At 73.6% G+C, this 13,925-nt stretch carries 10 protein-coding genes; 5 read left to right on the top strand and 5 right to left on the bottom strand.

Annotated elements, in window-relative coordinates; translation table 11 throughout:
* Nucleotides 1-69: 69 nt before the first annotated feature.
* Both WMF39_RS41710 and WMF39_RS41715 read right to left on the bottom strand, forming a co-directional pair.
* Nucleotides 70-1,746 (bottom strand): multiheme c-type cytochrome, encoded by a 1,677-nt coding sequence (locus WMF39_RS41710; RefSeq protein WP_437742003.1) that lies wholly within the window; start codon nucleotides 1,744-1,746, stop codon nucleotides 70-72.
* 65 nt (nucleotides 1,747-1,811) lie between these two features.
* The gene (locus WMF39_RS41715) at nucleotides 1,812-3,284 is read right to left on the bottom strand and encodes an MlaD family protein (RefSeq protein WP_437742004.1); all 1,473 of its coding nucleotides are present in this window, start codon (nucleotides 3,282-3,284) and stop codon (nucleotides 1,812-1,814) included.
* Nucleotides 3,285-3,389: 105 nt separating this feature from the next.
* Between WMF39_RS41715 and WMF39_RS41720 the strand changes: the two genes are divergently transcribed.
* From WMF39_RS41720 to WMF39_RS41735, 4 genes are all read left to right on the top strand, one after another.
* Nucleotides 3,390-4,547, top strand: coding sequence for a CAP domain-containing protein (locus WMF39_RS41720; RefSeq protein WP_437742005.1), 1,158 nt, complete (start codon nucleotides 3,390-3,392; stop codon nucleotides 4,545-4,547).
* A gap of 165 nt (nucleotides 4,548-4,712) precedes the next feature.
* On the top strand, nucleotides 4,713-7,178 hold the full coding sequence (locus WMF39_RS41725; protein ID WP_437742006.1) for an Hsp70 family protein: 2,466 nt from the start codon (nucleotides 4,713-4,715) through the stop codon (nucleotides 7,176-7,178).
* On the top strand, nucleotides 7,178-7,561 hold the full coding sequence (locus WMF39_RS41730) for a hypothetical protein (RefSeq protein ID WP_437742007.1): 384 nt from the start codon (nucleotides 7,178-7,180) through the stop codon (nucleotides 7,559-7,561). Before WMF39_RS41725 ends, WMF39_RS41730 begins: the two co-directional genes overlap by 1 nt.
* Nucleotides 7,558-9,093: a hypothetical protein gene (locus WMF39_RS41735; protein WP_437742008.1), complete on the top strand. Its 1,536-nt coding sequence runs from the start codon at nucleotides 7,558-7,560 to the stop codon at nucleotides 9,091-9,093. The genes WMF39_RS41730 and WMF39_RS41735 overlap by 4 nt, the downstream gene beginning before the upstream one ends.
* A gap of 30 nt (nucleotides 9,094-9,123) precedes the next feature.
* On the opposite strand, the gene WMF39_RS41740 is transcribed toward WMF39_RS41735, so the two are convergent.
* Nucleotides 9,124-10,236, bottom strand: a complete 1,113-nt coding sequence (locus tag WMF39_RS41740; protein WP_437742009.1) for a cation diffusion facilitator family transporter — start codon at nucleotides 10,234-10,236, stop codon at nucleotides 9,124-9,126.
* Nucleotides 10,233-11,465: an acetyl-CoA C-acetyltransferase gene (locus tag WMF39_RS41745; protein WP_437742010.1), complete on the bottom strand. Its 1,233-nt coding sequence runs from the start codon at nucleotides 11,463-11,465 to the stop codon at nucleotides 10,233-10,235. The genes WMF39_RS41740 and WMF39_RS41745 overlap by 4 nt, the downstream gene beginning before the upstream one ends.
* Before the next feature lie 120 nt (nucleotides 11,466-11,585).
* Here WMF39_RS41745 and orn point away from each other — a divergent pair, with 120 nt between their 5' ends.
* On the top strand, nucleotides 11,586-12,149 hold the full coding sequence (orn, locus tag WMF39_RS41750) for an oligoribonuclease (RefSeq protein ID WP_012240261.1): 564 nt from the start codon (nucleotides 11,586-11,588) through the stop codon (nucleotides 12,147-12,149).
* A gap of 397 nt (nucleotides 12,150-12,546) precedes the next feature.
* On the opposite strand, the gene WMF39_RS41755 is transcribed toward orn, so the two are convergent.
* On the bottom strand, nucleotides 12,547-13,860 hold the full coding sequence (locus WMF39_RS41755; protein ID WP_437742011.1) for a serine/threonine protein kinase: 1,314 nt from the start codon (nucleotides 13,858-13,860) through the stop codon (nucleotides 12,547-12,549).
* Nucleotides 13,861-13,925: the final 65 nt, after the last annotated feature.

A 13,925-nucleotide genomic window follows, 5' to 3' on the forward strand; every position in this document is an offset into this window, starting at 1 on the left:
GGCGCGGGAATGCCGCAGCCCAGAACCAGAAGAACCAGCGGGAGAGGGCCGCCGCCGCGCCCCCCTCCTTCAGTCCCTGCCGTGCCCGGGGCCGAGGATGAGCTGCATCTTGGACACGGGCTCGAAGCCCTCCACGTGCGGCGGGTGGTGACATTGCGTGACGCAGCTCTGGGGCGGGGGCGAGAGCACGATGAGCCCCTTCTTCTCGGGATCCTTCGCGTGAAGCGAGCCGGGGCCGTGGCACTCCTCGCACTGCACGTTCTGCAGCGAGGCGTTGTGCGTCACCGTGGAGCCGCCCGGCTTGCCGTACCCGGTCACGTGACAGCTCACGCAGTCCAGGTTGAACTCCTTGAAATCCTGCTGCAGCGTGGCGTAGGCCCGCGCGTGCGCGGTGCCGTCGAAGACCTTGCGCTCCTCGTCGTGGCAGTTCGTGCAGGCGTCGATGCCGATGTAGCTGGCCTCGCCCTTCGCCGGCTTCTCGGGGACGCGATCCGCGAAGGCCTGCTTGTTGTGATCGTTGACCCGCTTGTAATAGGCGAGGAGCTGCCCGGCGACGTCCTTGTCGGCCCCGAGCTTCTCGCGCACCTCGACCGAGCTGTAGCGGAAGAAGCTGCCGGTCACCTTCGTCTCCGCCGCCTCGAGCTGCGCCTTCTCGGCCCGGAGCTTCTCGAGATCCGCCTTCCGCGCCTCGACGTCCTTCGCCGCCACCCGCCTGTCGCCCTCCCAGCCGTTGAGGCGGATCTCGAGCTCCCGGATGCGCTCCGACAGGCTGATGAGCTCCCCGGCCTTCGCGACGCCGCCCGCGTCGGCGAACACGAGCGGGCCGCTGCCGCCGCCTCGAACGAAGAGATCCACGACCGCCACCGACTGGAGGTGGTTCGGCGTCTCCACGACCAGCGTCGACCCGATGATCTCCGGCGGCTTCGGGCCGTCGTTGCCGTCGCCGCGCTCGCTCGGCTTGCCGAGCACCAGCACGTGCAGCTCCGGCACGTTGTCCGCGAGCCGCAGCGCCTCGCCCCTGGGCAGCGCCGCGAGCCCCACGAAGACGCTCGCGCCCTGCTTCTTCGCCTCCTCGACGCCCGCCTTCATCGCGTCGATCGCCGGGCCGGCCTTGACGCCCTCGGGGTAGGCGCCGGCGCGGCCCTTCGGGTCGCTCACGCCGATGAGGCCCACCTTCACGCCGGAGACGTCGCGCACGACGACGCCCTGGACGCCCTGCGCGCCCTCGAGGTTCTTGCCGAGCAGCGCCGCCCCGGACTGCGCCTGGTACCTGCCGAGCGCCTCCGCGCCGAGCGCCCAGTCGTTCTCGCCAGGCGCCCACGCCGTCAGCCCGATCTCCTTCGCCGCCAGCGCCATCGCCTCGGCCTTCCACGCGTCCTGCGAGGAGCGCTCCGGCTTCACCTCGGGGTCCGTGAAGAGCATCGGCCCCGCGCCGACCACGAGCCGATCCGGGGCCTCGCCGCGCTGGGCCTCGATCAAGGCGGCGAGGTGGTCGATGCCTCCCAGCTGATCCTTCGTGCAGCCGCACGGCTCCAGCGCGCCCGCCACGGTGCTGAGCACGTAGAGCCGCACCGTCGGCTTGTTCGCGTTCACGTTCGCGTCCACGTCCGCGTCCGCGCTCACGGCGGCCGTCGCAGGGAGCTTGCACCCCTGACAGGCCGAAGCGAAGGCCGCCGCGGAGATCGCGACGAAGGGGATCAAGAGCGCGTATCCGCGACGCACTCCGCGAAGAAGCGAGCGCTTCATGCTCGCGCTATAGCACAGGGGCTCGGGCGCACCTCCGGGGCCGCGCCGAGAGGGCGGGAGCGCGATCAGAAGCCCGACGGAGCGAAGGGCAGGACCGTCTTCAGGTCCGCGTCGTTGAACCGGAGCTGCAGGCCGATGAAGTAATCCCGGCGATCGGCGTTCAGGATGTCGTCCATCCCGCCGAGCAGCCACAGCTTCCGGATGAACTCGTACGCGAGCGCGACGCGCCAGCGCGGCGACAGCTCCTCGCCGAAGCCGAAGAGGTCCTGGCGGAGCTCGAACCGATCGTCGAGCAGGTGGAGATCGAGGCCGAGGCCGCCCGTCGACTCCTTGATGCCGAACCGGCCCGTGAAGGGGCCGAGCCGCTTCGCGAACTGGAACGAGAACCGGAAGGCGTTCGTCGTGATCGTGCGGACCTCGCGGTAGTGCGCGGGCTCGTTCGGGTTGGTCGTGTCGACGTCGATCTGCTGGAAGTCCGTCTTGCCGCGCGGGTCGTTCACCAGCTCGACGACGTAGTACTTGTCCTCCGTCGGCTGGAGCCTGAGCTCGACGTAGCTCTTGATGGTGTTCGCCAGGAAGTTGTAGTCGGTCCGCAGCCCGACCACCGTCTGGAACCGGCTGAGCCCGCCGACGAGCTCGCCGACGTTCTCGACGACCGTCTCTACCTCGTTGATCAGCGTCTCGTCCCGGGTGATGCGGCCGAGCGTCCCCTCCCCGCGGTCGACGCGCGCGGCGACGCTGTCGACGTGCTTCAGCGCCGACTCGAGGCTCTCGGTCGCGCGACCCACGCGCTCTGCGGCGCTCCGGAGCTCCCCGGGCTGCCCGTTCCGGCCGGGCACCTCGGCCGCGGCCGTCATCGTGCGGATGTCGCGGGTCACCTGCTCGACGTTGCGCAGGATCTCCTTCAGGCGCGGGCCCGAGTCGCCCGTGATCTGGTTGATGTTGTTGATGGTCTCCGTGACGCCCGCGCGGTTCTCGCGCACGGTCGCGTTCATCTGCTCGGTGACCTCGGCGAGGTTGTCGAGGATCTGCGCGAGCCGCTCCTGCCCGCCCTCGGAGCCGACGGTGTTCCTCAGCGTCTCGGTGACGGTCTTGACGTCCTTCAGGATCTCGGAGACCTGCCCCTGCATCGACTGGATCGTCGGCTCGTCGATGTAATAGAGGACCCTCCCCTCGTCGGGGATGCGCGGCTTGCCCTCGGTGCCGGGCGAGAGCACGACGAACGACTCGCCGATGAGGCTCGTCGCGCGCTTGCCGATGGCCGCGTCCTCGTAGAGCGGGACGTCGGGGCTCATCTTGATGTCGATGCGCGCCTGCCCGTTGTAGAGCGAGATCTTGTCGACGACGCCGACCTGGATGCCCGAGATCATCACCCGCGACTGCGGCGACACGCCGATCGCGTCGGGCAGCGTGGCCCAGACGCGGTAGCCGTTCCCGCCGCCGATGTCGCGCGAGACGAAGCGGTACCCGCCGTAGGCCGCGCCCGCGAGCACGATCGTCATCACGCCGACCTTCGCGGCCTTGGAGACCTCAGCCATGCTGCGCGACGGCCACGGTAGCACGAGCCGCCCGCGGGACCGCGCGGCTTTCGCGGCGACGCAGGTGAACGAGCGCCGGGGCGGGAAAGCTGCTAGCCGAGTCGAATGCGGTCATGGTGGGCCAGCGGGGTGTTCGGCGCGGCGCTCGCCTCCGCGGCCGCGGCGGCAGCGGAGCCGCCGGCGCTCACGTGGGAGGCGACGACGCGCTCGCCACAGCCCCCCAAGGCGGTCTCGCCGGAGATCGCCGCGCTCGCGGCGCACTGCGGCAGCGCGGACACGGCGCTCGCCGCGGTCGCCCAGCGCAACGTCGAGCGGCAGCTCCAGGGCGGGGAGATCATGCCGCCCGACGAGCTGGCGTTCACGCTGCGCGCCGCCGGCGCGCCGCACGCCTGGCCGAGGGGATGGTCGATCTCCGGCCGAGGGCTCGGGCCGGCGGAGATCGGGGCGCGGATCGACGGGTGGCTCTCGGGGTGGACCTCCCTCGGGGTGCGGCGATGTGGGGTGGCCCAGGCGAGGAAGCCGGACGGGACGGTGATCGTGTCCGCGATCGGGGTGGACGCGCTCGCGGATCTGTCGCCGCTGCCGACGACCGCGCGGGTAGGGCAATGGGTGACCCTCGAAGGGACGATGCGGGTCCCGGCGACCGCGGCGAAGGTGGTGCTGCTGGGACCGCGGGGCGCGCCCAAGACGGTGCTGAGCTCCCTGTCGGGCGCGCGGCTCCGCTCGAGCTTCGCGGTCGACCAGCCGGGGAGCTGGCTCGTGCAGGTGCTGGCCACGGTGTCGACCGGGCCGAGGCCCGTGCTGGAGGCGATGATCTTCGCGGGGAGCGCTCCGCCGGGCCGGTTCGTCCGCGCGGCGGCGCCGGGCGAGGAGGCCGCGAAGGGGGCGCAGGGCGGCGAGGATGCGATGCTGCGGATGATGAACGCCGCGCGGGCGTCGGAGCGCCTGCCCGCGCTCGCGCGCGACGCGGCGCTCTCCGCGCTGGCGCGGGCGCACTCCGAGGAGATGATCAAGGCGAAGATGGTGGGCCACGACGTGGGCTCGGGCGATCCGGCGGCGCGCCTCAGGGCGGCCGGGTACGAGGCGACGATCGCGGGGGAGAACGTGGCCAGCTCGGGCACGACCGAGGGAGCGCACCGCGCGATCTGGGCGAGCCCGTCGCACCGGGGCAACCTGCTCGACCGGCGCTACCGGAGGACCGGCGTGGCGGTCGTGCGCGACCCGACCGGCCGGGTCTGGGTGACGCAGCTGTTCGCAGGGTGACCGCGGACGCCGCGGCGCTGCGCTGACGTACGCTGTTCCCGTACCCCGAGGGCGGACGCGCCTCGCGGCGAGCGGGCGGGCGCCCGCCGCGCGCCAGCGGCTTCGCCGGGCGTGTTCCATGCCTCGCCGGGCGGCCGCCGTGCCGCGCGTGTATCCTTGCGAGCGATGGCTGCACGCCCGCTTTACGTCGGCATCGACCTCGGCACCACGAACTCGACCGCGGCCGCCTTCGACGGCGAGAAGGTCACCCTCGTCCGGAACTCCCAGGGCGCGACGCTCACCCCGAGCGTGGTGCGGATCGACGCGCGCGGGACGATCACGGTCGGCGCGCGCGCGCGCCGGTTCCTCGAGAGCGATCCGCAGAACACCCGCGCGGAGTTCAAGCGGCTGATGGGGACGGCCCAGCCGATCGATTTCGCGGCGGCGAAGGTCGCGAAGAAGCCCGAGGAGCTCGCCGCCGAGGTGCTGCGCTCCCTGCGCGCCGACGTCGCGGAGCACCTCGGGGTCTTGCCGGCCTCGGCGGTGATCTCCGTGCCTGCGCTCTTCGAGCTGCCCCAGAGCGCGGCGACGTCGGAAGCGGCGCGGCGCGCGGGGTTCGAGCGCGTCGAGCTGATCCAGGAGCCGGTGGCCTCGGCGCTGGCCGCCGGCTGGACGGTCGAGGAGTCGACGGGCAGCTGGCTCGTCTACGACCTCGGCGGCGGGACGTTCGACGTCTCCCTGCTCGAGACGCGCGACGGGCTGCTGCGCGTCGTCGGGCACGACGGCGACAACTTCCTCGGCGGTCGCGATTTCGACTGGGCGATCGTCGACTGGGCGCTCGCCGAGATCGCGCGCACCCAGGGCGTCACCGTGAGCCGCGCCGACCCGCGGCACGCCGCCGCGCTCCGCAAGCTCAAGCTCGCGGTCGAGGAGATCAAGATCGAGCTCACCCGCGCCGACGAGGCGGCGCTCGCGGTGCCCGCGGCGTTCGAGGTGGACGGCGCGCCGGTCGACGTCGACCTGGTCCTGCAGAGGTCCACGCTCGACGCGCTCTGCGCGCCGATCATCGACCGCTCGGTCGAGGTCTGCCGGCGGCTGCTCGCGGCGCACGGGCTCGATGCGTCGCAGCTCGCGCGCGTCGTGCTCGTGGGCGGGCCGACGGTGATGCCGGCGCTGCGCGAGCGCGTCCGGGACGCGCTCGGCGCGCCCTTCGGCGAGGGGCTCGATCCGATGACGCTCGTCGCGCAGGGGGCCGCGATCTACGCGGCGACGGCGGGGCTCGACGCGCGGGCCTCCTCCTCGGGCGCGCGGCCCAAGGAGGAGGGTCGCCGGCTGTGGCTCCAGTATCCGGCCATGTCGAGCGATCTCACGCCCCACGTGGTCGGCCGCGTCATGGAGGGGCCGGGGGCCGCGCCCGAGCGGATCCGGCTCACGCGTGAGGGCGACGGGTGGACGAGCGCCGAGGCGCCGCTCGACGCCGAGGGGGCGTTCGTGGTGACCGTCGACCTGCTGCCGCGCCGGCCGAACGTGTTCAACATCGAGGCGAGCGCGGCCGGCGGCGCGCGGGTGCCGGTGCACCCGCAGGCGATCACGATCGTCCAGGGGCTCACGATCGGCGATCCGCCGCTGTCGCGCACGATCGGGGTCGCGCTCGCGGACAACTCGGTGCGCGTTTACTTCGAGCGGGGCGCGCCGCTGCCGGCCCGGCGGACGTTCGTGCACCACAGCGTGGAGAGCGTCCCGAAGGGCTCCAGCGCGTGCGTGCTGAAGATCCCCGTCGTGCAGGGCGAGCTCGACGTCGCCCACCTCTGCCGCGTGGTCGGGACGCTCGAGATCGACGGGAGCGGGCTCACCGCGACCCTGCCCGCGGGCTCGGCGATCGAGCTGACGCTCGAGCTCGATCGGGGCGGGCACCTCTCGGCGCGCGCGCTGATCCCGTCGCAGGGGCTCGTGTTCGAGCGCGTCGCGCACCTCCTCGTCCCCGAGGCGGCGCCGGAGGTGCTCGACGCCTCGATCGCCGCCATGCGCGAGCGGCTCGCCGCGGTGCGCGAGGCCGCCCTGCGCAGGGACGCGCCGCACGCGCTCGGCAAGGTCACCTACGTGGAGTGCGCGCTCGCCGAGGTGGAGCGCGACGCCGCCGCGGCGCGCGGCGGCGACGCCGACGCGGGGCAGAAGGCGCGGCGCGCGCTGCTCGATCTCGACGTCCTGCTCGAGCAGGCCGAGGCCGACAAGCGCTGGCCGGAGCTCGACGCCGAGGCCCAGGCCGCCGTCGCGAGCGCGTCGACGTGGATCTCGCAGCTCGGATCGAGCACCGAGAAGGCGCTCCTCGAGGAGGCCGCGCAGGGCGTTGCGCGGGCGCGCGCCGAGAAGAACCAGGTCGAGCTGCAGCGGCAGCTCCGGCTGGTCCGCAACCTGAGCAGCGCGGCGTTCCAGCGCCACCCGAAGGCGTGGGTGTGGATGTTCGAGGACGCCGCCTCCGAGGCGCACCAGGCCTCGGATCTGGTCCGCGCGCAGCGGCTCGTGCGCGACGGGCGCGGCGCGGCGGAGCGCGGCGACACGGCGGCGCTCAGGACGATCACCGAGGAGCTCTGGCGCCTCTTGCCGGTCGACGCGCAGAAGCGCAGGCTCGGCCACGAGTCGGGGGTGCGGTGATGGACGACGCGCTCGGCCGCATCCGCGACAACCCGTTCTACGTGCTCGGGCTGCGTCCGAGCGCGAGCCGCGCAGAGATCGAGCGCGAGGGGCAGAAGCTGCTCGGGATGCTCGAGCTCAAGCTGGCGAGCGCCGCGGCGTACCCGACGCCGGTCGGCCCCGGCGCGCGGACGGCCGACAAGGTGCGGCAGGCGATGGCGGCGCTGCGGGACCCGGAGCGCCGCCTGGCGCACGAGGTCTGGGCGCGGCTCGACCCGAGGCCGCCGCCGAAGGACGATCTCGACGACGACCTCGGCGAGCTGCCGCCGCCGGAGCCGCCCGGGGAGGATCCGCGAGCGCCGTGGCCCGAGGCGCTGTCCGCGCTCGGCTGGAGGGCACGATGAGCTGGGGCGGCCTCCTGGTGCTCGCCATCCTCGTGCGGGTGATCAGCGAGGCGGCCGCGCGGAGGGCCTCGCCCGGGGCGGCGCCGCGCCCCCAGATGCTCGGCGTGGGCCTCTGGAACGTCGTCGTGCTGTTCGTCTTCGCGCCGATCGCGCTCCTCCTCGCGCTCGCGCTCGCCGGGGGTCAGCTCTGGTGCGCGGTGCCGCTCGCGCCGCTCGCGCTGCTCATGGCGCCCTGGTCCTTCGCTCGCCACGCGCTCATCCCGCTCGGGCTGCCGCGCGCCGCGTACTTCGTCGCGTCGCTGTCGGACGGGGCCTTTCGCGCCGACCGGCGCGGCGGCGCGGCGCTCGCGGCCGCGTGGGCGCTCTGCCGCGCGCGGAAGCCGGACGCCGCGGTGGAGGCCTGGGTCAGCGAGCGGATCGAGCGCGTCGGCGCGGCGCCCGCGCCCTCCTCGGCGAGCGCCGCTCCGCTGCGCGGCGCGGGCATCGCCGCGGGCGCGATGCTCGCGGCGCACCGCGGCGACGTGGAGGGCGCGCGGGCGCTCTTCGACAGCGTCGCCGGCCTGGACGAGCGCGCCTGCCCCGACGAGGCCCGCCGCATCGCCGCGGGCTGGCTCGCAGCCGAGGCGGCCTCCCGCGGCGACTGGGGGGCCGTGAGCGGATACGCGTGTGTGAGCGGCGGCCGGGCGCTGTCGCTGCTCGGCGCCGTCGCGGCGCGGCTGCTCGGCGAGGCGCCCGCGCCGGGGGCGCTCGGGCTCTGGCTCCGATGGCTCATCGCGCCCCGCCGCCGCGCCACGCTCCCGCTCGTGCGCCGGGCCCTGGCAGCGGGCGCGGGCGCGCCGCGCCCGGAGCCGGAGGCGCCCGAGCCCTGCGCCGCGAAGGTCGCCGAGGGAGATCTGTGGAGCCGGGCGGTGCTGCTCCACGCCGCGCTGCTGCTCCGGCCCCGGGGCCAGGTCTCGGGCGACGACCTGAGGCGGCTCGGCGGCGCGTGGGACGCGGCGCTCGACGACGAGCGCGCGCAGGCCGAGCTCCGCGAGCGGGCGGCGTCGCTCGGCGCCTCGGGGGCGCAGGCGGCGCTCGGCCCGCTGGCGCACGCGGTCGAGGAGGACCTCGCGGCGACGCTGCGCGCGGCGCGCGTGCCGCGCGCAGCGTGGGACGACCTCGGCGCGACCATCGGCCGCACGCGCCGGCGCCTCCGCGACGAGCTCCTGTCCGAGGTGGAGATCGCGTGCGACGCCCTGCGCCGCCGCGTCGACGAGCGGCGCGAGCTCCCGGCGCTCTCGGAGTGGCGCGAGTGGACGTCGCTGCGCGCTCAGTACGAGGCCGCGGCGGTGCTCGTCGGCGGGGAGTTCCGCCGCCTCGCGTTCCCCAAGCTGCACGCCGACGTGTGCCACGCGGCCGTCTGGCTGTTCAACACGCGCAAGGAGCGGGTGATCGCGAACGCGATGTTCCGGTGGCTCCTCGCCGAGGCCGAGGCGCTCGGCGACTCGCGCCTCACGGCGCTCCAGCGCGGCAACGTCGAGTGCGGGGTCTGACGCGGGCGAAGGGCCTGTCCCGGTAGGGCCCTACGCGCCGCTCCGGTCGCCCGCGGGCCCGTCCCCGCCCGGCGCCCCGCCGCCCGGCCGCCTGAGCGTCACCAGGAGCTCTTCCTGGAGCGGCTCCGGCTGGATCGTGCAGTGGGTGAGCGCGTGCTTCTCGCGCAGCCGCCGGGCCACCGCGGCGGCCACGTTCGTGCCGTGGTGCCCCTTGGCGAGGACGACGTGCACGGTGAGCACGTTGAAGCCGTCGGAGATCGACCAGACGTGCAGATCGTGGAAGTCGACGACGCCGGGCACGCTCCGGATGGTGTCCTCGACGTGGGCGAGATCGATCTCGATCGGGCTGCCCTCCATGAGCACGCGGGACGTGTCCCGCACGAGCCGCCAGCCGCCCCAGAGCACGAGGGCGCCGATGGCCGCGCTGATCACCGGATCGGCCCGCGTCCAGCCGAAGGCGAGGATGAGCACGCCCGCAGCGATGGCGCCGACCGAGCCGAGCGCGTCCGACAGCACGTGCGCCAGCGCGGCCCGCGTGTTGATGTTGTGCCCGTGCTCGCCGGTCGAGAGCAGCAGCGCCGCGACCACGTTCACGAGCAGCCCCAGCGCCGCGGTGATCGCCAGCGCCTCGGCGTGCACCGCCTGGGGCGCGCGCCAGCGGTGGGCCGCCTCGATGAAGATCCAGATCGCCGTCAGCGCCAGCGCGACGCCGTTGGCGAAGGCCGCGAGCACCTCCGCGCGCCGGAAGCCGTACGTCCGCTCGCGCGTCCGCGCCTGCGCCGCGATGCGCTGGGCGATGATGGCGATGCCGAGCGCCGCGGCGTCCGCGAGCATGTGGCCCGCGTCGGCCAGCAGGGCGAGGCTCTTCGACCACCACCCGACCGCCGCCTCGACGACCAGGAACGACGCCGTGAGGGCGAACGCCGCGATCAGCCGGCGGAGCGGCGCGTGCCGGAGATCGTGGCTGTGGTCGTGGTGCTGCGGGTCGCCGTGGTCGTGATCGTGGTCGTGGTCGTGACCCGGGGCATGGTGATGCCCGTGATCGTGCCCCTCGCCGCGCCGAGCGCCGCGCCCGTGCTGGTGCTCGTCCGAGGCGCTCCCGTGATCGTCGCGCACCCCCATCGCCGCGCCGGAGCGGCTCACACCCGCTCGAGGATGGTCGCCACGCCCATCCCTCCGCCGATGCACAGCGTGATCAGCGCGGTCGCCTTGCCGGCGCGCTCGAGCTCGTCGAGCGCCGTCCCGATCAGGCAGGCCCCGGTCGCGCCGAGCGGGTGCCCGAGCGCGATCGCGCCGCCGTTCACGTTGACGCGGTCGAGGTCGATGTCGAGCTTGCGCGCCGTCTGCAGCGGCACCGCCGCGAACGCCTCGTTGATCTCCCAGAGATCGACGTCGCGCGCCTGCATGCCCGCCTTCTTGAGGGCTCGCTCCGACGCGGGCGCAGGGGCCGTCAGCATGATCACCGGCTCGGCGCCGGCCGTCGCCGTGGCGCGGATCCTCGCCCGCGGGGCGAGCCCGTGCGCCTTCACGTAGTCGCCGGACGCGAGCAGCACGACGGCCGCCCCGTCCACGATGCCGCTCGAGTTGCCCGCCGTGTGGACGTGCCGGATCGACGCCACCTGCGGATAGCGCGCCAGCGCCAGCGCATCCACGGTCTCGCCGGCGGGGCCCATCGGCGTCGACCCGAGGCTTCCGAACGCCGGCTCGAGCTTCGCGAGGGCCTCCATCGTCGCCCCGGCCCGCGGGTGCTCGTCCCTGTCGAGCAGCGGCTTGCCGTCGAGATCGACGACCGTGAAGAGGCTCTTCGCGAAGCGCCCCTCGCCCGCGGCCCGCTCGGCCTTGCGCTGGCTCTCCAGCGCGAAGCGGTCGACGTCCTCGCGCGAGAAGCCCTCGATCGTGGCGATGAGGTCCGCCGAGATGCCCTGCGGGACCATCGCGAGCTTCTTGCGGAGGGCGAGATTGTTCCCGTCGAGGGGCGCGCCGTCCGAGCCCATCGGCACGCGCGACATGCTCTCGACGCCGCCGCCGACGGCGACCTCCTGCTGGCCGGACATGACCCCCATCGCCGCGAAGTTCACCGCCTGCGCGCCCGAGCCGCAGAAGCGGTTGACGGTCACGCCGGTCACTGCGTCCGGCCAGCCGGCCGCGAGAATGGCGGTGCGCGCGATGCACGCGCCCTGCTCGCCCGCCTGGGTCACGCACCCGACGACCACATCCTCGACGTCCTGCTTGCGGATCCCGGTCTTCTCGGCGAGGCGATTGAGCGTTTGCGCGAGGAGCTCTTGAGGGTGCACGCCCGAGAGCGCTCCCTTGCCCGCCTTGCCGCGCCCGCGCGGCGTGCGAACGGCATCCACGATGAAGACGTCTCGCATGACAGGCCTCCGAGCCCGATGTCCGGCCCGTGCTTAGCACACCGCCCGTTCCCGGGGCAGCCTGGTCGCGTCGGGTCTCGGTGGACCTGAGCCGGCGCGGATCGGCTATGCTCGCCGCCGATGACGGACCGGTCGCAGCGCATGGTGTGGGTCGATCTCGAGATGACGGGGCTCGACGAGAGCTCGTGTGCGATCGTGGAAATCGCGACCATCGTCACGGAGCCCGACCTGACCGTGGTCGCCGAGGGGCCGTGCCTCGTCATCCACCAGCCGGAGAGCGTCCTCGCGGGAATGAGCGACTTCGTCCGCGATCTCCACGAGCGCTCGGGGCTCCTCGAGCGCATCCGCGCGTCCACGCTCTCGGTCGGCGACGCGGAGTCCGAGACGCGCGCGTTCCTCGAGGCGCATTGTGACAAGGGGACGGCCGTGCTGTGCGGCAACTCCGTGTGGAAGGACCGCGCCTTCCTGCAGCGCTACATGCCGGAGCTCCTCTCCTTCCTGCACTACCGCATCGTGGATGTCTCGACGCTCAAGGAGCTCGTGCGCCGCTGGTATCCGCTGCGCGCCGCGCCCAAGAAGCGCGAGATCCACCGCGCGCTCGACGACATCCGCGAGTCGATCGAGGAGCTCAGGTGGTACCGGGCAAACGTGTTCCAGCCGCTCCCGGGGAACGAGCTCCGCTGAGCGATCGCGGTGAGCCGAGGGGAGCCTGAGGGCCGACCGCGTCCTCGGGCTTGCGGTTCAGCATCCTCGCTCGCCGGCATCCCCAACTTCGGTCGGCGCCCGCGCCCCGCCCTCAACCTCGGTCGGTTCACCCGTCGGTCGGCGCCCCGCCCTCAACCTCGGTCGGTTCACCGCCCGGCAACTCGCCCCGCCCGCCCTCCCAAATCCGGCCGGAAAGGCGGCTCCGCTGGCAATCGAAGAAAAATTGTCCTCGATGCGAGAAAATACGATCGATCGAGGCAATGCTTTGAGTAGGCTAGCCATGCGTCCAGGCCTCCGGCACGAGGTCTGCGGCGTAGACACCCCGGCGGCCCCAATCCGCCGGGGTGTCGTTTGCTACCGGACCTGTGGGATTGCCTTAGAACAGCTGGTCGCCGTACCACGGTTGCCCGGGGCTACCCTTGGCTTCCACGGCGGGAGTCGCGACCAGCGGGGCGGGCTCAGCACGGCGCGTCACCCCGGACTTCGTCGCCGGCGCCTCCACGGCAGAACCCGCCGCCTCGGAGGCGCCGGGATCGCACTGCATCGGGGAAGCTGTCGGCTCATTGTGATGTGAGTCACTCACGTGAGCCGGCGGCCCAGCGGGTGGGGGCGGCATCCCATGTCGGGCGATGTACGAGCTCAACGGCACCGCGACGGCGGCGCTCGTCAGCGCGACGAGCAGCAGCGCTCCGCCGGCCAGCAGGACGTTGCTGCGCGAGCGCGGCGCGGCGATCTCGACGACGGGGTGCCGCATGGCCTCCGGAGGGAGGGTCCCGGTGGGCAGCGTGTTGCGGGACACCGGAGCGGGCACGCTCCGCTCCGTATCTGGCGCCGACTCCTGCAGCGACGGGGCGGCCGCAGCTTGCGGGCGCGGCCCCCTCGGCGGCGGAGCGCCCCCCGCGAGCGGCGCCGCGCCCACGAGCAGCGGCCGCACGGCGGCCATGAGCTCGTGGACCGTCTGGAACCGCGCGTCAGGGTCCTTCGCGAGCGCCCGGGTCAGCGCCTCGTTCACCTGGGCCGACACCCCCTCGAGCGGCGGCGGCACCTCGTCGAGCGCGCACACATCCAGATCGTCGCGGCCGTCGAACGGGCGCTGCCCCCCGAGGAGGCAGTACAGCAGCATCCCGAGCCCGTAGACGTCGGTTCGTTCATCGATCGCGCGAGCATGCGGATCGTTGAAGAGCTCCGGCGCCCGGTACCGCGCCGCATCCGCCATGGCGTCCTCGGGCGCCCCGAACGGCAGGTGCAGCCCGAACGCCCTCAGGACAGCGGCGCCCTGACCGGTGATCACCACCGTGTGCGGGCCGAGATCCCCGTGCGAGAGCCCCAGCGCGTGCGCGGCGCCCAGCGTCCGCGCGACGTCGACGACGAGCTCGTACGCGACGGAGCGAAGCCGGGGCAGCAGATCTTCCACCGAGGGATCGTCGCTCTGCCGGGCAGCGATCCACCCCGCATCTCCCTCCATCCCGCCCGCGATCACAGGCACGATGCCGTGCACCCGCGCAGACAGCGAGAGGAGCCTCTCCAGCGCGCCGCGGAACGCATCGGCGTCGATGCCCATGCCCTCCTGGACATAGAGCGTCACCTCGCGGCCATCGGCGTCGAGCGCGCGATACGCCTCCGCCGGAGCGGGAGAGTCGAGGCTCGCGACGATGGTGTACCCCGCGAACTCCTGCCCGAGGATCACCATGGCCCCTCCGCCTCGATCCGCGCGACGGGCACGGAGGATTCAGGCCTCGCGCGCTGGAAGGAGAG

The organism is Sorangium sp. So ce1504, from assembly GCF_051521635.1.
Classification (GTDB): Bacteria; Myxococcota_A; Polyangia; order Polyangiales; family Polyangiaceae; genus Sorangium; species Sorangium cellulosum_B.